The organism is Kribbella sp. NBC_00359 (assembly GCF_036097425.1).
In the GTDB taxonomy this organism is placed as follows: domain Bacteria; phylum Actinomycetota; class Actinomycetes; order Propionibacteriales; family Kribbellaceae; genus Kribbella.
Map to the genome: position 1 here is coordinate 300,667 of NZ_CP107975.1, position 20,325 is coordinate 320,991.

The following is a 20,325-nucleotide window of genomic DNA, read 5'->3' on the forward strand; positions in this document are numbered from 1 at the left end:
CGCGGCCGGTTCCGATCGGCGCCGATGCGTTCCGACTCCGCTTTCGACGCTCGCGGCGGAGTGCGGTCAAGGCCCGGTAGCGCCTGCTGGTCCGCTGCCGGGCGGAGCGGATCGAGGCACCGACCGCGAGCCGGATCGACCGGAGCGTCCGGTCAGCGCTCCGGCAAGCCGAGGTGACGTTGTCGTGCCGGATCGCTAGCCGGTTGTCGTCTGGTACCACTGCCCGGATGGAGCAGCTGATCGCCTACGACGCCGACGACGCTGGTGACGGCTCAGCTGACGAGCCGGTGCTGGCGCTGGTGAAGGCCGTGCCGGATAAGGCGGGGCTGGAGTCGATGCTGACAGAGATCCGCAAGCTGCACGCGGTCCGCGCGATCGGTCTACCGAGCGACCTGTTCGGGTCGACGCCGGCGGCTACGCAAGCCCCGAACCACGCCGGGATGATGTTGCGCTCCTCGAGCTTGCTTGGTAGGCGCAGGCGCCACACTTTCCACGCCAGCAGGCTTTCGACGCGAGGATGTAGGGAGCCGAGCGCGACGCCAACCCACAACAGAACCTCGACCGCGTACAGGGGTCGAGCTGAACGTGCCTAGGAACGAGATGCTGTACCAGCTCCTTCTCTGCACTAGGGCGGGGGCGATGCGTGCCGTTGGTGGAAGCTCTGCTGAGCTTGGCTGTGGGTTTGGCTAGCGCTTGGCGTGGTAGCGGGCGGCATAGGCAGTCGGGGGTTCGCTGAACATGCGGGTGAAGTCGCGGGTCAGGTGGGGTTGGTCGGCGTAGCCGAGCGTGTCGGCGAGTGTGGCCCAGTCGATCGGCATGGCTTCTCCCATCCGGTCGGCTGCCTCTTGCAGGCGGTAGCGACGAATCACCCACTTCGGACCCACACCGACGTGCTCGGCGAACAGCCGCTCCAGTTGGCGGACGCCGAGGTCGACGTGCCTGGCTAGGAGGTCTACTCGCTGGATGCCGGGCTCTGTGGCGATTGTGTCGACTATTGCGGCGGCGAGGTCGGCCGATGGATCCGGTGCTGGCAGTAGCCGGTGGAGCATGGCCTCGATCAGCGGAATCTCCGGCTGATCCGGTACGTCGGCGAAGACTTCTGCGGCGGGCACGGACCGGTCCGTGATCGAACGCACCGAGGCACCGAGGAAGCGTCGGAAGCAGCCAGGTCGAAAGGTCACACCGAACGCGCAGCCGTTGCCGGCCAATTCCTTGAAGGTGTGTCCACGCGACACCCCGTGAACTTCCGGGACGGTGCCGCACCGGTACGACAGGTTCACTTGCGGCAGCGGGACGATCAGCTGACGGTAAGGGTTTGTGTACCGCCAGCTCGCGTGCCAGTACGTCACCACGTACTGCGCGAGGTCCTCTGACGCCCGGAAGAACTGATGGCGCTGATGCCGCGGCCAGTCGAGCTCACGTGTGTCGCGTTTGTTCAAGACAACCATTTCCTACAGACCTACCCTGTCCAGCATGCATGGACAACACCTGATGACTCGAGCCGCCACGTCGACCGCCAAGGTGGTCGGCGCGATCGAGCCCAGCCAGCTCACCGCGCCGACGCCCTGCGCGGAGTACGACGTGCGGAGCCTGATCAATCATCTCCTCTTCTGGGGCCCGTCGCTGGAAGCGGCCGCTCGCAAAGAGGCGCGAATGCCACCGGCAGCTGCCGAGAGCGATATCGATCTCACGACCGGAGACCGCACCCCCGACCTTGCCAACCAACTACTAAGGACGGCTGACGCCTGGAGCGACCCGACGGCGTGGGACGGTGTCACGTCCCTTGGTGGCCAGGACTCGCCGGCCCCCTTGATCGGCGGCATGGTGCTCGTTGAGTTCGTGGTTCACGGCTGGGATCTCGCCCGCGCGACGGGACGTCAGGCCACCTACGACGACGATGTTCTTGACTACGTCCACAACGAGGCCCTCGGCCACGCGGCTTTCGGCCGCGAAATGGGTCTCTATGGTCCGGAGATTCCTGTCTCGCCTGACGCTCCGGTGCTCAACCGGACGCTCGGCCTGACGGGCCGAGACCCGAACTGGACGCAACCGTAGGTCGGGATGAGTGACGAACCGACGCTGCTGCTAACGGTCATTCTTGGTCATGTCGCCCGACGACAACGGCAAGACCGGCGATCCGGCAGGGCTGCGTGCGAGTGATCAGCGACCCCTGTCCGGGATCGTGGGCATGCCGAGGCTGACGGCTCGGTGGGTCTGGGTGCGTTTGCTGCGGAGGAAGGTGAGGGTGAGGTCGATGCCTTCGATCTCACCTTTCCAGCCGTTGAGGGTGGCGTGGTCGCGGCGCTGGACCAGATCGGCTTCTAGTTCGTCCAGGCGCCGGAGCATCTTCGGGTTGAGGGTGAGCATCGGGCAGCGGATGCAGGCTGCTCGTGGGCGCAGGGGGTGCCGTAGGGGCGGCCGTAGGAGCCTAGCTCGACCTTTCGCTTGTCGAAGTGCTCCTCGAACTCGGTCCACTCACTCGATGTGGGGTCGCGGTATTCCTCTGGCGGTCGCTGTTCGCGGCGGCGCTCGAGGAACTGCTGGTAGTGACGCACGACGACGTCGTCGAAGACAGCGACGTAGTCGCGGGTGGTTTCGATGCTGAGGTAACCGAGCAGAGCGGCGCCGATGTGGATGGGAAGCCCGGAGTTGACCAACTCGGTGGCGAACAGCCGGCGGAAGTCGTGCGGGGCGAAGGCGATGCCTTCGAACTCAGGGTGGACCTTCGCGAGGTCGGTGCAGCGTTCGAGGAGCCGACGGCGAATCGTTGTAGGCGTCACCGCGGAGCGGTGCAGGCCGTTGACGCGCTGGAACAGGTAGGACAACGAAGCTTTCCAGATCCGCTCGTAGGGGTCATAGCTGTGTGCGAGGGGGACGGTGCGGTGCTGGCTGCGGTGACGTTTGATGACTTGGGCGATCGGGTGGAACAGCTCGGCGGACATCGGAATCACCCGTTCGCGGTCGGCCTTCGACGGGGCAACGACCAGCAGCGCGATGACCTCGCCGTTGCTGCGCTGGTAGTTGCGGACGCTGAGGTGGGTCAGCTCCAGCAGTTCCTCGATCCACAGGCCAGCGTGCCACAGGATCTCCACGACGGCCCAGTCGAAGAACGCGCCGTCTTCCTCAAGCGTGACCTGGACCAGTTCGCCGGTGCCACTGTTCAAAGCGCGGAGGCGGTAGGCCTCGCCGCGTTTGGCGTAGCGGCGATCGTTCTCGCTCGCGGTGCGCTGCCACCGAGTTCCGTCGTGGCTGAAGTGTTCGCCCAGTCCGGCGGCTTCGGTCGCCGCAAGCAGGTCGCGATAGTACAACCATCGGGTCGTCACATGGTCGACCAGCAGAGGCAGCAACGGCTGCCGCGCCCGGGTGCGGTCGGCCATCCGCTCGTTGATCCGCCGGCGAGCGAGGTGGGTCCGCCGGACTTCGGCCTCCCGAACCGGACAGGGAGCGACCCATCGGCCCCACAGCTCCGGATCCTCGTAGGCCCAGCTTTGCAGGTCGAGATAGAAGGAACGGATCTTCAGCAAGATGTTCAGCAGGTTCAGCCGTCGACCGCCATTCGGCAGGAACGAGACCGACTGCTTCCACTGCTGGTAGGTCTCCTCCGACAGCCGCAGGTCGGCCTGGGTCGGGTTGACCTTCTCGACGTTGCTCCAGAACAGCTGCGTGAGCAGATGGGTCAACTGGCTGAGCGTGTTGTAGTCGAGGCCGACCGCGCGCCGGCGCAGGTACTCGATGAAGACTTGCCGGATCCCAGGGTCCGCTGGCCGGTCGCGGTCGACAAGTTGCTCGATCGACAGCTGACCCTGCAGCAACGCCGCTCGCAGCGTGTGCGGGGACGAGGGCGGGAAGAGGCCCATCGATTGCAGCAGTTGCCAGGCGGCGACTGCGTCATATTTCACCGCTGGGCCGCCGTCCACGCCCTGTGCCCCGGGCGGTCAGTGCGTAGTGCAGCAGAACCCCAGGGGTCAGATCGCTCAGGTTGATGTCGAACACGGTGAGGGCCTGGGCGACGTCGCTGAGCGCTGCTCGCTGCATGAAGTCGCGCGCGGCGGAGTCGCGGACGTGGTCGAAGAACTTGTTCAGCAGCGGGTCGCAGGCAGCGAGGCGTAGGTGCTCGCCGTAGCTGGGATACCTCCCAGCCCGGAGCGCTTTCAGGGTGGGCCGGACAACCCTAAGGCAGAACAGAATTCGCGCGGCGGTGGTCATGAGACCGCGGGGCTTCTTCCCAGTCAGCAGATCCGCCGGGACAAAGGTGCCGTCGTTCAGGCCCCGGGCCTCCCAGCCTTGCTGCCAGGTGTCGCCCGGCGCCTTCTCGAGCTCCGACAGCAGCGCTGGTATGCCGGCCCGCAGGTGGAGCCTGATGGACTTGCTGTGCGCTCACAGCGGTTCGGCGGCCGTCAGGATCTCCTCGGCCGTCGCGGTGGACAGATCACCAGCAGGCCGCGGCGGGCTCACCAGAACCGGCGGTGGAGTCGGCTGCAGCCTCGCTGCCGGGATGTCCAACGTGACCGTAGGGTCATGACGAATCACGCGGGCAGTGGTTGCCCAGCCGCCCCGAGAGCTGTACTTCGGTTCCCCGGCGACGTGGTCACCCGAACACCGCCTCGACGTCGCCTGCGCCATATCCGGGCGCCCACAGTGGCTCCGTCCGTGGCCACTGGTAGTGCTCGGCGAGCTTGTCCATCAGGTCCTCCAGGGCCACCACCGTGTACTGGGCCGTGGTCGTCAGATGCGCGTGGCGCAGAATCGTCTGCACCTCCACAAGCGTCAGTTCCGGATCCCGTGCCATCCGGGTCGCCGCGGTATGCCGTAGGTCGTGCAGAGTCCAGTTGGTGCCCAGGGCATCGTTCGCCCGAGCCATCACCTGCCGCAGCGCCCAATACGTCAACGGACGTGGCCGCCCGCGCCGGGTGCGCCACAGCGGTTGCCCCGGCGCCGGGAGACCCGCCTCGTCCAGGTAGGCCGCCAGAGGTCACCGCGGCCTGCAAGCCCCGGCATCGCCATCAAAAGGTCCTGGCGTTCCTCAAGCAGGTCGCTCGAGCCCATCCCGGCCGTGGGTTGCACCTGGTGATGGACAACTACGCCGCCCACAAACACCCCCCGACATCAAGGCCTGGCTGGCCGGCAACCCCGCGTCCGCGTGCACTTCACACCCACGCCCCGTCCTGGATCAGCCTGGCCGAGGTCTGGTTCTCCATCATCGAACGCCAAGCCATCCACCGCGGCACCTTCCGATCCATTAGCGGTCTCAACACCACGATCCGACGCGCTTCACGACCGGCTGGAACGACCGATCACGACCGTTCGTCTAGACCAAGACCACCGACCACATCCTCAAGAAAGCCAACCATCACAAGGCCTCAGATGCGCGGCGGCAGCTGGTGAATCCATCTCACCTGGGTACGGCGTGGGAGACCGACCCGAACGGCCGGATCATCGTGTCGTACGACAGCACCGTCACCGGGGCGAAGCTCGCGCAGCTGACCGGTGTGACCAAGCAGTTCGGCGACCGGATCAAGCTCGAGAAGATGTCCGGCAAGCTGATGAAGTACATCGCCGGCGGCGACGCCATCTACGGCGGGCAGTACCGCATGCTCGCTCGGCTTCAACATCCGCAGCGGCAGCACGTACTACTTCCTGACCGCAGGACACTGCGGGAACATCGCATCCAGCTGGTACTCGAACTCCAACAAGACCACGCTGCTCGGGACGACCTACGGGTCGAGCTTCCCCGGCAACGACTACTGCGCGATCGTCAAGTACAGCACGTTGTACACCAACCACCCCGGCACGGTGGACCTGTACAACGGCTCTTCCCAGGACATCACCTCCGCCGGCAACGGCGACGGTCGGCCAGTCGGTCAAGCGCAGCGGTAGCACGACAGGTGTCCACAGCGGCACGGTCACCGCGGTCAACGCCACTGTGAACTACGCCGAAGGCACCGTCACGGGCCTGATCAAGACCACCGTCTGCGCCGAAGGCGGCGACTCCGGCGGCGCCCTGTTCGCCGGCTCAGTAGCCCTGGGCCTGACCTCAGGCGGCTCCGGCAACTGCTCCTCCGGCGCCACCACCCACATCCAACCCGTAACCGAAGCCCTCTCCCGCTACGGCGTGAGCGTCTACTGACCCAGAAGTGACTGTGGGCCCGGAGAGAACCTCCGGGCCCACACTGCTGTCAGAACAAGAACCAAGCCTGGCGCGTTTGGGTGTATGGGTCAGTCAGATGCCGGCGCCGGCAGGATGGTTCCGGCCGTGCCGATCTGGGTGAATGCGGGCCAGGTGTTGGCGTCCGATGCGGTCTCGATGCTTTCAAGGACAGCACCAGCAGTATCGACACCGATGACGTCGATCTGATCGGTGCTGTTGATCGTGGCGCTGATCGAGGTCAGAGCGGTGTTGGCGATCGGCTCGGTGAACGCCGAGTACGTCGCCGCGCCGGCGGACGTCTGTGTGGCATGCGCAAGAACATTACCCTCGCCAAGCGTGAACAGATCCACACGCCCGTCCTTGTGCCGGCTGGCCGCGACCATGTACACCGGTGGGGCGTTCGGGATCGTGGCCGGTGTTGTCCAGGTAGCGCTGTCGGTCGAGACCTGCTTGGTCCGCCAGACCTTTCCATCGGTATCGCTGGCGAACACCTCGACATTCCCATCGGAGTTCGCCTCGGCCGTGATCGAGCGCGCCGAACCGGTGAACGGCAACGGACTCCAGGCACTCCAGGTCGTTGCATTCGCAGCCGTCTGAACCCGGAAGAACGACGCCCCGTCGTCGTTCGAACCGAACATCACCACTCGCCCGTCGGCCAAACGTTTCAGAGTTACCGCTTTGACCCCCAAACTGGACGGAGTATCCAGCTGGGACCACGACGCCCACGTATTCGAATTCGCCACCAGCTGCTGACGCTGCCATAGCTGATGCGTCGTAGTCACACCAACCAGCTGAAGCTTGCCATTCGCATTCTGCTCAGACGCCGCCGACGCCCAACCAGCAGAAGACGACGTAATCCACGGACCCCACGTCGACGACGCCGCCAAACCCGCGGCACGCGCACTCTTCTGCCCCGCCAGATTCGCTCTCGTCTGGAAACGCACCTTCATCTTTCCGGCAGGGTCCACGCCAGTCAACGTCGGCGACCCATCCGCACCCGGCGACGAATCCAACGCCGTCCCGATCGTGAACCCTCCTGGCGGCTTCGTGAACAACAACCGGTTGTTGTCCCCCGCATGCATACCGATGATCACGTCCGGAGTCGCCCGCTTCTTCAACTCCGCCGTCAACTCCGCCGGCGTCGCGTTCTTAAATAACGGATCCGACAGCAGAAGCGCCAACGCACCAACCGCAAATGCTGACGAAATCCCGACCGCAGACATCTCGATGTCGCTGTCATCCGCGGCCGACGTCGGGACGTCGACGGAAACCCCTGGAGCCCAAATATCAACACATCGGCCGTAGTTGGACCTGAACCAAGCGCCGTCAACAGTACGGTTGGGTTGGCCTGGCTGGCCGGCCTGGGTAACAGCGCCAGTCGCACCGACATACAGAACGCCAGTCGTTATGCCGGAGTCATTTGTGCAGGCGTCACTTCCATTGCCTGTAGCAGGGTGCACACTGTCACCAGCTCCTTGGACAACCTGGATACCCTTGTCGACGAGCGCGTGTTTTACCGCAGCACTGATGAGGTTCACACTGTCCCTGTCGCAGGGAGTGGGCGCACGATCAGCATCGATGCAAACTGGGGCCAGACTGAGGCCAATCACCGCCGGCTTGATCGCATTGTTGGCGCTGAACTCGATCGCGGCCGCGACGTTCGCCGCAGTACCTACGTCATCACAGTCGAAGGCGCGTACGACGAAGATGTCGGCCGCCTTGGCCAACCCGTGGAACTTGCCGGCGCTGATGCCCGCTTCGTGTGTACCCGCATCTCCGCAGGTCTGCGTGTCTTTCCCGTCATTCACCAAATCGTCCGCAAGTACCGCCCGCGGAGTGAGGTCCTCGTGTGTTTCCCGGACCCCGTCCGTGACCCACCAGATCTGGACGCCCTGGCCCGCCCGTTTAGCGTCGTAGTGGTACTTGTGGTCCGGATCCGGTCCTCGCTGGTCCACGCGATCCAGCCCCCAGGCCACCGGCCCCTGGGTCAGTCTCGGCGCGGAAACAGGTGACGGCACACTCGCGACACCGGCCGCACCTACCGAAGTAGCCGTAGTCATGTAGTGGTCCTGCATCACAGATTCCACATTCGGGTCCGCCGCGAGCTTCTTCGCCTCGGCTGCGCTCATCTGCACCGAGAAACCCTGCAACGCATGCGTAAACACATAATGCACTGTCCCCTTGTGCGCCGCGGCCAAAGACCGCGCCCGAGCCGCACCCCCCTGCGACCGCAGAGCCCCGTTGTCCTTCAGGCGCACGACATAGCTGCCCGGAACGGCCCCAGGCGAATCAGCCCCCAGAATCCGCGGTGCCGCAGCGACCCCGGGCGGCCTTGCGGTCGCCGGCGCCAGACTCCCAAACAACAAGGCGCCTCCCGCGACAAGACTGATAGTCGCCGAAGCCCACATTCGCAATCGTCGGAACATGTTCCACCAGACCTAACACTCGAAACGCCGCTGACCGACCGGAAAAGACGGCCCGCTCCCTCGCAACGCCCTTTCGGCAGGGGTGGGCGTGCTCAGACACGAGAGACCAGAGCCGTACCCTCGCTAGCCTGCCGGTTGGCGAGCCCCTGGTCATGGGTAGCCACTGCTCAAGTTGCGCGGCGATAATCCCGATGACTTGGCCGTGCTGGCCTGGCCGACGGTTCCGTCAATCGATGCTCCGCGACCCGGCAACGCAACCCGCTGACCCTGGAGTTCGCCGTCGGTCGCAGCGCAGCTTGGCTGGTTGAGCCCAGACCCGGACTTGTCCGGGTCTGGGCATGTCACATGTGTTGATCAGTCGGACACTGGCTGTGGTAGGACTGTTCCGGCCGTGCCGATCTGGGTGAACGCGGGCCAACTGTTCGCATCAGCAGCATTCTCAAGACTCTCTAGAACAGCACCAGAGGAATCGACGCCGATCACATCGATCTGATCGTTGTTGACTGAAGCGCTGACCGACGTCAGCGCAGCGTTCGCGATCGGCTGATTGGACGTGGTGTACGTCGACGCACCCGCCGACGTCTGTGTCGTGTGCGCCATCAGGTTGCCGTCACCGATCGTGAACAGATCCACACGACCATCCTTGTGCCGGCTCGCCGCGACCATATACACCGGCGGAGCACCAGGGATCACGGCCGGCGTCGTCCACGTCATACTGTCAGCCGAAACCTGCTTGGTTCGCCACACCGCCCCATCGGTATCACTAGCGAACACCTCGACCTTCCCATCAGCATTCGACTCCGCCGTGATAGAACGCGCCGTACCCGTGAACGGCAGCGCACTCCACCCACTCCACGTCGTAGCATTCGCAGCCGTCTGCACCTGGAAGAACGACCCCCCATCAGCATTCGAACCAAACATCACCACACGACCATCAGCCAAACCCTTCAAACTGACCGCAGTAATACCCAAACTCGACGGACTGTCCAACTGCGACCACGCCGTCCACGTATTCGAGTTCACCGCCAACTGCTGACGTTGCCACAACTGCTTCGACGCAGTCACACCAACCAACTGCAACTTACCGTTCGCATTCCGCTCAGACCCCACCGACGCCCAACCACCGGACGTCGACGTAATCCACGGACCCCACGACGACGCAGCCGCCAAACCCGAGACACGCGCACCCTTCGGCCCTGCCACCCTGCCCCCAGCACCAGCCACCGCCACTGCCGTGCCGGTCTGGAAACGCTCCACCATTTTCCCTGCCGCATTCACCGCAAACAAATTCTGCAACCCATCCGCACCAGGCGTCGACTTCAACACCGACCCCACCGTGAAGCTCCCCGGCGGCCTCGTGTACAAAAGCCGGTTATTGTCACCAGAATGCATACCAGTTATCACGCCCAAAGTCGCGCGCCTCAACAACTCCACCGTCAAATCCCTCGGCGTCGCATGCGCAAACTTCGGATCCGACAAAATCAACGCCAGCGCGCCGCTGACCAGGCCGGTGGCGATCAGCGTAGTGCTCATCGACACTTCAGCTGTATCTGAAGCAGAGCTGTCTACAACGACGCCGGCCGCCGGTGCCCAGATCCCGACACAGGAACCAAAATTGGAAAGTGACCATGCTTGATCAGTCGTACCCGCGCTGGACAGACTTGTGCCACCGACGATGAGGACTCCGGGGGTGCTACTAGTGACAGCCGTACATGCGTCAACTCCAGCCGCTTGACCGAGGTCGCCGACTGGCTGCACGACCTGGATTCCCTTGCTCATCGCCAACGTCAAAGCGTCACGAATAAGCTTGAACTCGTCCGGGTCGCAGGGAATCACATGGAGATCGTCGAGATCACGGCAAACCGGACCGATGTTGAAGTCCAGCACCGCTGGACCGATGTTGTTATTAGCGACCCAATCGACCGCAGCGGCCAAGTCCGATGCCCTGGCAATCAGATCACAGTCGAAGGCACGCAGAACAACGATGTCCGCCTTCTTGGCAACCCCGTTGGTATTGCCGCCGATTGCCCCCGCCCCCGCCGTACCTTGGACGCGGCAATCTTGCGCGTGGTTGTCATTCACGAAGTCTCGTACAAGCACCGCCCGGTTGCCGAGGTCTTGATGAGTTTCCCGGACCCCCGTGCTAACGAGATAGACGGTCACATCCTGGCCCTCCTGATGTGCATCGTCATGGTACCTGTGGTCCAACGGCAACTTCCTCTGGTCGACCCTGTCGAGCCCCCAGGAGTGCGGATCGGTCTGAGTCAACCGCGGCGCAGGTCCAGACGGCGGCGCTCCATCTTCTCCGGTCACACCCGTCGAATCAGCCATGCTGTAGTACTGATCCTGATGGACAGACGCCACATTCGGGTCAGCTGCGAGCTTGCTCGCCTCCGCGGCGCTCATCGTCACCGAGAACCCCTGAGCCATGTCGGTCCACACATGACTCACCGTGCCTCTATGCGAACCTGCCAGCCCGTGCGCGATCGCGGCGACGCCACGCGAACGCACGGCTGCGTTGTTCTTCAACATGACGATATAGCTTCCTGGAACAGCCGTCGGCGAGTCGGCTCCCGCAATCCTCGGCGCAGCGGCGCCTCCGAACGGTGACGCAGTTGCCGGCGTCAAACTCGCTAGTAGCAAGGCACCAGCGACAACGACACCAATCGCCGCCGAAACCCCCACTCGCAGCCATCGAAACATGCTCCACCAGCCCTAACGCTCGAAACGACGCTACCTAACCAGAAACGCCCGACCTACGGCACATGCTCCACGAGCAGCTCTCGCCAGCCGGGTCCGCTTCAACAGGCACAGCCGACCGCCGACGCCGCCACGCGCGCGTGCGCTTAACTGCCAGCCTGTCGCGCCGATAGGCTGGCGGTCATGAGTAGCCCCTGCTCAGTTGCGCCCGCGGCTGACACCGGTCCCTGCCCAGACACCGCGGAAGCTCTGGGACTGGGGCCGTAACTCGCTGGCTCGCACTCACAACGGAGGCAGACGCGAGGGCCTGTGTGGGGACGCCCGTGTCTCCGAGTTGTGAGTATCGGGCTCAACAAGAACGCGACGGCGATCAGGTTGACAGGGGGACTGCTGCACGGATAGGTGACAGTTCGGGTCACGCAGCCTGATTGGCTGGTGTGGTCATGATTGCTTCGTACTCGATGGGGGTCAATCGGCCGAGTGCGGTTTGTCGTCTGCGGCGGTGGTAGGTGCGTTCGATCCAGGTCACGATCGCGATCCGGAGCTCGTCGCGGGTGGACCAGGTCCGTCGATCGAGGACATTCTTCTGCAGCAGCGCGAAGAAGCTCTCCATGGCGGCATTGTCACCGGCGGCGCCGACCCGGCCCATCGAACCGGCCAGGCCGTGACGGCGGAGTGTACGCACGAACTTCCTGGACCGAAACTGCGATCCGCGGTCGGTGTGCAGGACACAGCCGGCGACATCGGTGCGCCTGGCGACGGCGTTGTTGAGCGCGGCGACCGCGAGCCGGGACTTCATCCGCGAGTCGATGGAGTAGCCCACGATCCGGTTGGAGTACACGTCCTTGACCGCGCACAGGTACAGCTTGCCCTCGGCAGTGCGGTGTTCGGTGATGTCGGCCAGCCACAGCTGGTTCGGCACCTGCGCGGTGAAGTCGCGACGGACCAGGTCGTCGTGGACCGGTGGACCGGGCTTCTTGCCGTTCTTGCCGCGTTTGTTCTTGCCGAAGGCACTCCACCAGCCGTGCTCGGAACAGATCCGCCACGCGGTCCGGTCCGCCATCGGTACGCCGGCATCGCGGGCCTCGTCGGCCAGGAACCGGTACCCGAACTCCGGGTCGTCGCGGTGGGCGTCGAACAACGCATTGGCCCGGTGAGCCTGCTCGAGCTCGGCAGGAGTGACCGGCTGAGCCAGCCACCGGTAGTACGGCTGCCTGGCGAGCTTCAAAACCCGGCACGTCACCACCACGGGGATCCCGTCGGCGGCCAGCTCGCTCACGAGCGGGTAGAGCTGTAATGGGTTGCGGTTGGCCCGTGGCCGGCTGAGAGGCTGACCTCGACCAGTGCGGGTGACTCCGGGTAGATCCGACTCACCGCTGGTGGTGATGTCTTCAAAAGGACGTGTCCCCGCGCCTGGTCAAGGCTCAGCCCCTGCGCGCAGATGTCCTGATCAGAAGCCTGTCCGTTGGCCGGATCGCGGCCCGACGTGACTCATTACAGATGTGTCTCTGAGCGACCCACGGGCCGGGCAAGTTCCGATTCGTGCAGTTCGTAAGGAGAAGCATGCCCCGCGTTGCAGACCTGTTCGTCCATGTCGTCGGCGTCGACACCCACGCCAGGACCAACACCTTCGCGTTGCTAGAGACCAGATCCGGTGTGGTCCTCGCCACCGAGACCTTCCCAACTAGCGCTGCCGGCAATCGACGCGCGACCCAGTGGGTCTTGCGCAACAGCGAAGGCAGCGTACTGGCGGCCGTCGAGGGCACCTCCTCCTACGGCGCCGGCATCAGCCAGGCGCTGCAAGACGAAGGCGTCGACGTGGTCGAGGTCCGCCCGCTGGCGCATGCGAGTCGTGCTCACACAGGCAAGTCCGACCCGATTGATGCCGAAGCAGCCGCACGACACGTGCTCGGCCAGGACTTCACCAGGCTGGCCCGACCACGCGACACCGGAGCGCGTTCAGCGTTACGGATCCTGCTGTCCGCCCGGTCGATCATCGACCAGCAGCGCACCGCGAACCGCAACGCGTTGACCGCCCTTGTCCGAACCAACAACCTCGGTATCGACGCCCGCCACCCGTTGACCGACGCACAGGTCCGGACCATCGCGGCGTGGCGACTTCGGCCGAACCAGACCACCGATGCCGCCACAGTTGCACGCGCAGAAGCACGGCGTCTTGCGCAGGCGGTACTCGAGCAGACCACGCTCCTGGCTGACAACCATCGGCAGCTGCGAGAACTCACCGACAAGATCGCCCCCGGACTCCAAGACGTCCGAGGCGTCGGACCTGTCACCGCCGCCATCATTGTCTGCGCCTACTCCCACCACGGACGCGTCCGGTCCGAAGCGGCTTTCGCCGTCTTGGCCGGAGTCGCACCGTTGCCAGCCTCATCGGGCAACACCACTCGCCACCGCCTATCGCGAGCCGGCGACCGCCAACTCAACCGAGCCTTCGAGGTCATCGTCCGCACCCGAGTCACCTGCGACCCAGCCACACGCGACTACGTCGCGCGTCGCAAAACAGAGGGCATGACCACCCGTGAGATTCGCCGCTGCCTAAAACGCTACGTCTGCCGGGCGATCTATCGCGAAGTCCGCTCCTGCATGGCTTGACACGAGGGCATAGAAGCGTCCTTTTCCCGGCAGGTGTGCCTGCGACAGATACGCCGCCGCGCGGCGCAGCACCTCGTTCTCCTGCTCCAACAGCTTGATCCGCCGCCGGGCCTCGCGCAGCTCGACCGACTCACCACGAGACACACCCGGCTTCGCGTCCTCGTCAACCTCGGCCTGCCGCAACCACTCGAACAGCGTCATCGGATGCACCCCGAAATCCTTGGCGACCTGCTCGACCGTCACACCAGGACCTCGGTCACGAGCAACACGCACCACGTCGTCACGGAACTCGCGAGGGTAGGGCTTGGGCACAGCAACATCCTTCCAGGCCCGCCTCACGGCAAGCCAACTCAGATGTCACCTATCCGTGCAGCAGACCCAGGCTGCGATTTTTGAGGATGCTCGCACGCGGAGCCGCCGGCCCGGGCGGGCTCCAGCGCCGGTCTAGTGGCGTCCGGTTGCTCCTATGTCATGCGGCCTGGTGGGTGAGGTCGGTGTGAGGTGGTTCGGCGTCTGCGAGCAGTGCTCTGTAGACAACATCCAAGAGGCGTCGTTTGAGTGCTCTGAAGGACTCGGCTTTGGTGTCGCCGGCTTCGCGGCGTCGCTTGAGGTAGGCGATGGCGTCGGGGTGGTAGTGGGCTTGGGTGATCGCGATGCGGTGGATGGCGGCGTGGATCTGGCGGTTGCCCGTGCTTCGTTCGCGGTTGCCTGACCAGACCGATAGTGGTGCGGTGCCGTTGTGGCATGCGTAGGTGTCGCAGGACCGGAATCGTCGAACGTTCGCGGTTTCTCCGATGATCTTGGCGGCGCTGAGTGTTGCGCAGCCGCAGATGTCGAGCAGGGACGGGGCCTGCTCGGCGACAAGTTGGTCCAGTTCCTTGTCGAGCTGGAGGATCTCGACTGTCAGGAGGCGGCAACGCTCGACCAGGCCGTGGGCTAGACGGTTCCTTGCTCGTGGGGCGCCACAGGGTTCGCGCTGGCGGCTCCCAGGATGGATCTAATTCGTGGAGGAACCATCGCTGCCGGTTGATAGCTCCGGTTCGCTCGTTGACGAGGTCTTCTCGGTAGCCGGCCAGTAGCGGGATGTCTCGGCTGGAGCCGTCGAGTTCGGCTGCGGGTAGGTCGGGTTCGCGCAGTGCTGATCGCGCCGCGGCCACGGCGTCGATGGGGTCTGATTTGCGTAGGTGGGGGAACTGTCGCGGACGCCTGCCATCATCTTCGGTGGCACGCGAATGATCCGTTCTCCGGCGGAGAGCAGTCACGCTCGAGGCGGCGAGACGGATGCCGGCAATCCTCCACTGCCCAGAACCGGTCGTCGCCGAACGGCTCGGCCTATTGGAGCAACTGCAGGTGGTCATCGCTGGTCGTTCCGGTGGTGCGTTGTCCGAGTTTGCGGCCGACTTCGTTGACTGCGACGGCTGTGTGGTTGCGCTTGTGCGCATCAATTCCCACAACGATCATGGGCCCTATCTCCCTTCTATCGGGTGATGGACCGGCCGGTGGGCACAGCTCAGCTGGGACGCAGCCACGCTCCTATCAAGCCACGCCGGTCGGTCCGCCTGGCCCTGCCGGCCGCACAACTGGACATAGCCGCAAACGGCACAGAGTGGCGGAGCGAGCCAGCAGGGCAACGAGCAGCCTGACACTGAGCAGAGTGGTGTACGACGTGCTGGTGGCTGCCCCGGGCGTGGACGTGGGTGCGGTCACCGCGTGATTCTTCGTGGAGTCTCTCACAACCCACTCGAAGAGAAGAGCACAGCGATGACCGCGAGACCCAGTATCGACCCTGCTGAGTTCCTGCACGAGCATCTCGAGCTGGCCAGCCCGGTCCTGCTGCGCGAGTTGACGGAACGGTTCGTGAACAAGCTGCTCTCGGCTGATGCCGACAGTGTGTGGTGCGTCGTACGGGGTTTGTGATCCAGATCGGGTGCACTCCCGCAACGGGTATCGCCACCGCGAACTCGACACGAGGGTGGGCACGTTGGATGTCGCGGTCCCGAAACTGCGCGAAGGAACCTACTTTCCGGACTGGCTGCTGGAGCGGCGCCGACGGGCTGAGGCAGCTCTCACCAGTGTGGTGGCGACGTGTTACCTGCTCGGGGTCTCGACGCGGCGGTTGGACCGGCTGGTGCAGTCGCTGGCGATCACCGGCCTGTCCAGGTCGCAGGTGTCGGTGATGGCCCGCGACCTCGACGAACTGGTCCGCGACTTCCGCGAACGGCTGTTAGACGAAGGAACTCACTCGTTCGTGGCGGCTGATGCGTTGACGATGAAGGTCCGCGAGGGCGGCCGGGTGATCAAGATGGCGGTCAGTGGTTTGTCGTGGTCGCGACCGGTGTCAACGCTGACGGGTTCCGTGAGATCCTCGGCCGTGGCATCGTTGCCAGCCCGACCGCGGAGTCGGGGGCTGGTTGGAACAGCTTCTTCAAGGATCTGGTCGCGCGCGGTCTGAACGGCGTCGCACTCGTCACCAGCGACGCCCACGCGGGGCTGGTCGACGTGATCGGGGCGAACCCGCCCGGAGCGTCCTGGCAGCGGTGCCGGACCCACTACACCGCCAACCTGATGGCCGTGTGTCCCAAACACGCCTGGGGCGGGGTGAAGGCGATGCTGCACTCGGTGTTCGACCAGATCGACACCGCCGCCGTGCACCCGCAGTACGACAAACTCCTCGACCAGATCGAAACCAGCCTGCCCGAGGTCCATGCCCACCTCGACGCCGCCCGCGCCGACGTACTCGCCTTCACCACGTTCCCCCGCGACGCCTGGCGACAAATCTGGTCCAACAACCCCAACGAACGCCTCAACCGCGAAATCAGACGCCGCACCGACGTCGTCGGCATCCTCCTCCGACCGCGCCGCGATCATCCGCCTGGTCAGCGCCGTCCTGGCCGAACAACATGGGCGTTTGGGCCGACGGACGCCGCTACCTCGGCCTCGACGTCCTCCACCGCAGCCGACTCACCCTCATCAACGCCACCAACCCCCAGGACACCCAGCCCGCCGGCGCGATCAGCACCACTCGCTGACCCGCACACGGTGACGACCAACTTCCACCACTCAGCGGGACGCAACCCACCCGCTCCTTGATTCCCCTGCTCGATACCGCGATGCTAAAGCGTCGCCGCGCTAGTAGCCGTGGAATTTTGGTCGTCGGATTTGTTGGCCCTCAAGATGTGTGCTGAGGCTTCTGGACAACGGCACGCGCGACCGAGCATTGAGAACGAAGCCACCACCGGAGTTGTACCGGTAAGTACAGACCTGGGCCTCGACCTCTAGCGTGACGGTGTGTGATGGCCCTGCGGCACTCCGGGACGCCGACACCGATCAGCGGCAACTTGCGCTGGTCGATCCGGTCCAGCCCCCAGGTGGGCTCATCCTGAACCAATCTCGGAATGCCGACGCTCACCGACGACGAAGCGTCCCCCGTCGCCGCGGCCGGGAAGGACGAGGCGGTCGCCGACGTCAGGGCGACGGATAGCATGGCACCCAAGGCCACGACGGCTGCCGTCAGCGACGCACACACTGTCGATGTTCGAGACATCATTCACCAGCCCCAACTCTGAGGTCGACACGTCATCTGCAGGCAATGCAACCCTCGCGCCAATTGACCGCGCCGCAGCCGAAGCCAGCGAGCAACACGCTGAGGGCAGCATCCGTTGCCTTGGCGAGCGACTGGAGAAGGCGCTCGCCCGACAGCCAGCCAGCCTGATGGCCGTACGTCTGGACGTGAGCAGGATCTACTCATCCAGCTCGTCCGCACCACCAGCCGGAAATCGCAGTCTGAAGTCGCCCCACCGGTGGCGGTCTGTTTTGGCGGCTCTTCACGATCGAGGGTGTAGTTGCGGCTTGAAGCCGCCGGTCTCAAGGAGGGATCTGGCGATGTAGTTGGTGAGGTTGCGGAAGCCGAGGGCGGAGCCGCGGAGGTGTTCGAGGCGGCCGTTGATGGCCTCGGTCGGTCCGTTGGACGTCCCTGGGCGGTCGAAGTAGGCCAGCACGTCAGCGGCACGCTTCTTCAGCGTCCGGCCCAAGCGTGACAACCTCGACGAGCGCAGCGGGCACGCCGTGGCTGACCGAGTTGATGAGCTGCTGCATCAACTCCCGGCCGCGGCTGCGGTCGGGTTCGCGATATGCGGCGATCACTCGCCGGATCCCTTGAGCGCTCCCACCTCGGGTTGACGATCTCCACGACGTACATCTCGGTGAGGAATTGGACGGTTGCTCCTAGCAGGTGGCTGGTGTAGCCGGCGGCGGAACGGGATTTGAGGCCTGCCGAGATATGGACGTGGGGGCGGAGCCCCTTGGTTGTGTCGTCGTAGGCGAGGGTGCCAGCGCTCAAGGCTTCGACGTACTCGAAGTGGACAGAGCTCCAGACAGGGGCTTCGGGGTTTTCGAGGCGTTCGCAGGTGCCGACGAGTTCGATGTCGCGGAAGCCGGCGATGAACATGGGAATGAAGCCTTGCCGGATGTTGTGGGTGCGGCAGAAGTCGGTGAGTGAGGTGTAGAAGTCTTCGCCGTGGTCGAAGCGGACGGCGAAGGTTCGGCCGGGAGTGACCTCGGCTGCTTGCACTGGCTGCTCCTTCAGGGATTCTGCGATTGGTTGAGGTTGGCAACGTAACGCAGTGCCACCATGAAACCGTCGGTGGACAGCAGGCGGCTGCGTGCGCGAGCCAGGCCATCGACGCCTGCCGCGGCGAGCTCGCGGCAGCGAGTGGCGAACCAACTCCACGGGATGTCGAGGTATGCAGCCATCGCCTCAAGTCGGCCGAGCGAAGTCGGGTGGGCGATGATCGACTTCGTCGCTGCATGGCGCGCGATCTCGCGGTAGGTGGACCACCGCGACGAGGGCGCGTCGGTATCGACGTACCAGAGGCCGGTGCCTCGCAGCCAGTTGGCCACAATGACATCGTCAGCCACGACGAAACCCTCGATCTCGTCGAACTCGGGCTCAGGGCTGATCTGGACCTCGATGCCGCACGCCTCCATGAGCACCAGAGCGAGCAGCAGGAGGACGCGCTCGTACCTCGCGGATGTACGGACTTCATGCTCTGGGATGCAGAAGCCTCGGCGCATGATCTGGAACCGCGCCGATGTGTGCTGGAGGTAGCTGAGCTTGTGCGTCCACAGCAGCCAGGCGGCCGCTTCCTCCCCGCGTTGCTCCCGACTCCAGAAGAACGGATCGGTCGTGAGCTTGGGCAGGTGCCGGATGATGTGCCGCGCACAGAAGTCTGATCCAAGCCATTTCCTCGACACGTCATTCAGCTTCGGTACCTCGCTGAGCGTCGCCGAGGACGCCGACCGCTCCTCGTAGTGCGCCAGTGAGCGCTGATACGAGTCCAAGGCGCCGTCGTCGGCCAGGATCGCGGAGTCCGTGTTCGTGACAGCCCACACCACCGCGAACGTCATGTCGTCCAGACGATAAGCGCTCGACACTCGATGCGGTTCTGAACGTCGTACGGCGCCAGCCGCGAATTCCCGGCCATCAGCGATGTAAACGACTTGTCCTTCCTCAGTGAGCGTGGACGTGACCAGCAACGTCCGGCGATGAGGCCGCTCAAGACTCGTAAGGAGGTCATACGGGCGTTCGAGTACGACGCCGCCATCGACTGGGACCGAACGTGCCATCACCGCCGCCAACTCGACTCCCTGGAACGACCGGCCGCCTGGCACATCGACGAAACCCACAGCAGGCGCCTCATCGCCCCGGACCAGATCCGCCAGCGCGACGCTCCGGCTGATAACTCCCTCATCCACAGCCCGGGCCCGTCGATTCTCGAAGCCGAGTTCAGCGTCCTCCGCCGCACCAAGTACCTCTCGCAGTGCGGTCCGCACGTCGACGATCGGCCAGGAGTACCAACCACGTTCCCAATCCGACACTGACTTCGAGCTGATCGCTCCCGGGCGGCCGGTTGCCCGCAGGATCTCCGAGTTCACCTTCTCGGCCAGATCTGCCTGGGACATCTCCCCTCGCGCCCGGCGCAACTTCAGGTTGGGCTTCCGCTCGGAATCAGTCATGGCCCTGGCCGGCCAGCATCAACTTCGGATCCGGGGGCGAGTAGGCATCCATCCGATCGGCCCCGATATAGGCCACCGCCAACTGGCGGGCAGTACCATCGCCAGCGAGAATTCGCACCCGCACGAAGGCCTCGAAGGTTCTCGGCAGCTGGCCCCGGCGGCCCTTGATCAGGAGTCTGCCACCGCGCATCTGGCCCGTCTGCTCGTGTATCCAACGCTCGACGATGCTTCGTGCCGTCGCCTTCGCGCCCCGGCTGAAGAGGCCGGTCCTGACCGCCACCAGGTGCCACGAACTTTCATCTCGCCGAGTGGCGATCTCGAAGTCGTACCTCACGCGGCCCCTCATCCGTTCCTCCTCGATTCGATACCCAGAGGATGCTTTGAAGCGTGAGGACGGCGCGCGGGCGGGAACGGACGCGTCCG

General features: G+C 64.7%; 15 protein-coding genes and 5 pseudogenes. 6 read left to right on the forward strand and 14 right to left on the reverse strand.

The features are described from left to right. The first annotated feature begins 227 nt into the window (after window positions 1-227). A complete protein-coding gene (locus tag OG876_RS01395; RefSeq protein WP_328522890.1) occupies window positions 228-593 on the forward strand; it encodes a hypothetical protein in 366 nt (121 codons plus the stop codon). Window positions 594-686: 93 nt separating this feature from the next. On the opposite strand, the gene OG876_RS01400 is transcribed toward OG876_RS01395, so the two are convergent. Further along, window positions 687-1,448 carry a helix-turn-helix domain-containing protein gene (locus OG876_RS01400; RefSeq protein ID WP_328522891.1) on the reverse strand — a complete coding sequence of 254 codons (762 nt, stop codon included), beginning with the start codon at window positions 1,446-1,448 and terminating at the stop codon, window positions 687-689. Between OG876_RS01400 and OG876_RS01405 the strand changes: the two genes are divergently transcribed. Then, window positions 1,432-2,055, forward strand: a complete 624-nt coding sequence (locus tag OG876_RS01405; protein ID WP_328522892.1) for a TIGR03086 family metal-binding protein — start codon at window positions 1,432-1,434, stop codon at window positions 2,053-2,055. The two genes, OG876_RS01400 and OG876_RS01405, sit on opposite strands and share 17 nt — an antisense overlap. Before the next feature lie 105 nt (window positions 2,056-2,160). Here the strand turns inward: OG876_RS01405 and OG876_RS01410 are convergent, their stop codons facing one another. The 4 genes from OG876_RS01410 to OG876_RS01425 all read right to left on the reverse strand — a co-directional run bounded on the left by OG876_RS01410 (window position 2,161) and on the right by OG876_RS01425 (window position 4,888). After that, window positions 2,161-2,346, reverse strand: a complete 186-nt coding sequence (locus tag OG876_RS01410) for a hypothetical protein (protein ID WP_328522893.1) — start codon at window positions 2,344-2,346, stop codon at window positions 2,161-2,163. Beyond that, on the reverse strand, window positions 2,322-3,899 hold the full coding sequence (locus tag OG876_RS01415) for a site-specific integrase (protein ID WP_328522894.1): 1,578 nt from the start codon (window positions 3,897-3,899) through the stop codon (window positions 2,322-2,324). The genes OG876_RS01410 and OG876_RS01415 overlap by 25 nt, the downstream gene beginning before the upstream one ends. After that, window positions 3,889-4,206: a hypothetical protein gene (locus tag OG876_RS01420; RefSeq protein ID WP_328522895.1), complete on the reverse strand. Its 318-nt coding sequence runs from the start codon at window positions 4,204-4,206 to the stop codon at window positions 3,889-3,891. The genes OG876_RS01415 and OG876_RS01420 overlap by 11 nt, the downstream gene beginning before the upstream one ends. 382 nt (window positions 4,207-4,588) lie before the next feature. Further along, complete coding sequence (locus OG876_RS01425; RefSeq protein WP_442914083.1) at window positions 4,589-4,888, reverse strand: tyrosine-type recombinase/integrase; 300 nt, start codon at window positions 4,886-4,888, stop codon at window positions 4,589-4,591. Between the two features lie 493 nt (window positions 4,889-5,381). Between OG876_RS01425 and OG876_RS01430 the strand changes: the two genes are divergently transcribed. Together OG876_RS01430 and OG876_RS01435 are read left to right on the forward strand one after the other, a co-directional pair. Continuing rightward, window positions 5,382-5,927, forward strand: a complete 546-nt coding sequence (locus tag OG876_RS01430; protein WP_328522897.1) for a hypothetical protein — start codon at window positions 5,382-5,384, stop codon at window positions 5,925-5,927. Then, a pseudogene (locus OG876_RS01435) lies at window positions 5,891-6,127 on the forward strand (trypsin-like serine protease); the annotation flags it as partial. The gene OG876_RS01430 and the pseudogene OG876_RS01435, both read left to right, overlap by 37 nt. Window positions 6,128-6,216: 89 nt before the next feature. Here the strand turns inward: OG876_RS01435 and OG876_RS01440 are convergent. The 3 genes and pseudogenes from OG876_RS01440 to OG876_RS01450 all read right to left on the reverse strand — a co-directional run. Continuing rightward, entirely contained in the window at window positions 6,217-8,574 is a 2,358-nt protein-coding gene (locus tag OG876_RS01440; RefSeq protein WP_442914084.1) for a protease inhibitor I9 family protein, read from the reverse strand. 354 nt (window positions 8,575-8,928) lie between these two features. Further along, window positions 8,929-11,106 carry a protease inhibitor I9 family protein gene (locus OG876_RS01445; RefSeq protein ID WP_328522899.1) on the reverse strand — a complete coding sequence of 726 codons (2,178 nt, stop codon included), beginning with the start codon at window positions 11,104-11,106 and terminating at the stop codon, window positions 8,929-8,931. A 583-nt stretch (window positions 11,107-11,689) separates the two neighbouring features. Further along, window positions 11,690-12,577 (reverse strand): annotated as a pseudogene (locus OG876_RS01450) (IS3 family transposase); the annotation flags it as partial. 260 nt (window positions 12,578-12,837) lie between these two features. On the opposite strand from OG876_RS01450, the gene OG876_RS01455 reads away from it, so the two are divergent. Then, window positions 12,838-13,887, forward strand: a complete 1,050-nt coding sequence (locus OG876_RS01455; RefSeq protein WP_328520568.1) for an IS110 family transposase — start codon at window positions 12,838-12,840, stop codon at window positions 13,885-13,887. On the opposite strand, the gene OG876_RS01460 is transcribed toward OG876_RS01455, so the two are convergent. Beyond that, entirely contained in the window at window positions 13,831-14,226 is a 396-nt protein-coding gene (locus OG876_RS01460) for a transposase (protein ID WP_442914072.1), read from the reverse strand. The genes OG876_RS01455 and OG876_RS01460 overlap by 57 nt on opposite strands. Before the next feature lie 130 nt (window positions 14,227-14,356). Continuing rightward, window positions 14,357-14,884 carry a transposase gene (locus tag OG876_RS43885; protein ID WP_442914151.1) on the reverse strand — a complete coding sequence of 176 codons (528 nt, stop codon included), beginning with the start codon at window positions 14,882-14,884 and terminating at the stop codon, window positions 14,357-14,359. 764 nt (window positions 14,885-15,648) lie between these two features. Here OG876_RS43885 and OG876_RS01470 point away from each other — a divergent pair. Beyond that, window positions 15,649-16,916, forward strand: a pseudogene (locus OG876_RS01470) (IS256 family transposase). A gap of 795 nt (window positions 16,917-17,711) precedes the next feature. On the opposite strand, the pseudogene OG876_RS01475 reads toward OG876_RS01470, so the two are convergent. From OG876_RS01475 to OG876_RS01490, 4 genes and pseudogenes are all read right to left on the reverse strand, one after another. After that, a pseudogene (locus tag OG876_RS01475) lies at window positions 17,712-18,036 on the reverse strand (transposase); the annotation flags it as partial. A gap of 40 nt (window positions 18,037-18,076) precedes the next feature. After that, window positions 18,077-18,457: pseudogene (locus tag OG876_RS01480) on the reverse strand (PPC domain-containing DNA-binding protein); the annotation flags it as partial. An 11-nt stretch (window positions 18,458-18,468) separates the two neighbouring features. After that, entirely contained in the window at window positions 18,469-19,902 is a 1,434-nt protein-coding gene (locus OG876_RS01485; RefSeq protein WP_328522901.1) for a hypothetical protein, read from the reverse strand. After that, a complete protein-coding gene (locus OG876_RS01490) occupies window positions 19,895-20,236 on the reverse strand; it encodes a hypothetical protein (RefSeq protein WP_328522902.1) in 342 nt (113 codons plus the stop codon). Before OG876_RS01490 ends, OG876_RS01485 begins: the two co-directional genes overlap by 8 nt. Window positions 20,237-20,325: the final 89 nt, after the last annotated feature.

Excerpts from the sequence above, each read along its gene's own strand:
- OG876_RS01395 (WP_328522890.1), top strand. The coding sequence starts at position 228 with ATGGAGCAGCTGATCGCCTACGACGCCGACGACGCTGGTGACGGCTCA.
- OG876_RS01400 (WP_328522891.1), bottom strand. The coding sequence starts at position 1,448 with ATGGTTGTCTTGAACAAACGCGACACACGTGAGCTCGACTGGCCGCGG.
- OG876_RS01410 (WP_328522893.1), bottom strand. The coding sequence starts at position 2,346 with ATGCTCCGGCGCCTGGACGAACTAGAAGCCGATCTGGTCCAGCGCCGC.
- OG876_RS01420 (WP_328522895.1), bottom strand. The coding sequence starts at position 4,206 with ATGACCACCGCCGCGCGAATTCTGTTCTGCCTTAGGGTTGTCCGGCCC.
- OG876_RS01440 (WP_442914084.1), bottom strand. The coding sequence starts at position 8,574 with ATGTTCCGACGATTGCGAATGTGGGCTTCGGCGACTATCAGTCTTGTC.
- OG876_RS01445 (WP_328522899.1), bottom strand. The coding sequence starts at position 11,106 with ATGTTGAAGAACAACGCAGCCGTGCGTTCGCGTGGCGTCGCCGCGATC.
- OG876_RS01455 (WP_328520568.1), top strand. The coding sequence starts at position 12,838 with ATGCCCCGCGTTGCAGACCTGTTCGTCCATGTCGTCGGCGTCGACACC.
- OG876_RS01485 (WP_328522901.1), bottom strand. The coding sequence starts at position 19,902 with ATGACTGATTCCGAGCGGAAGCCCAACCTGAAGTTGCGCCGGGCGCGA.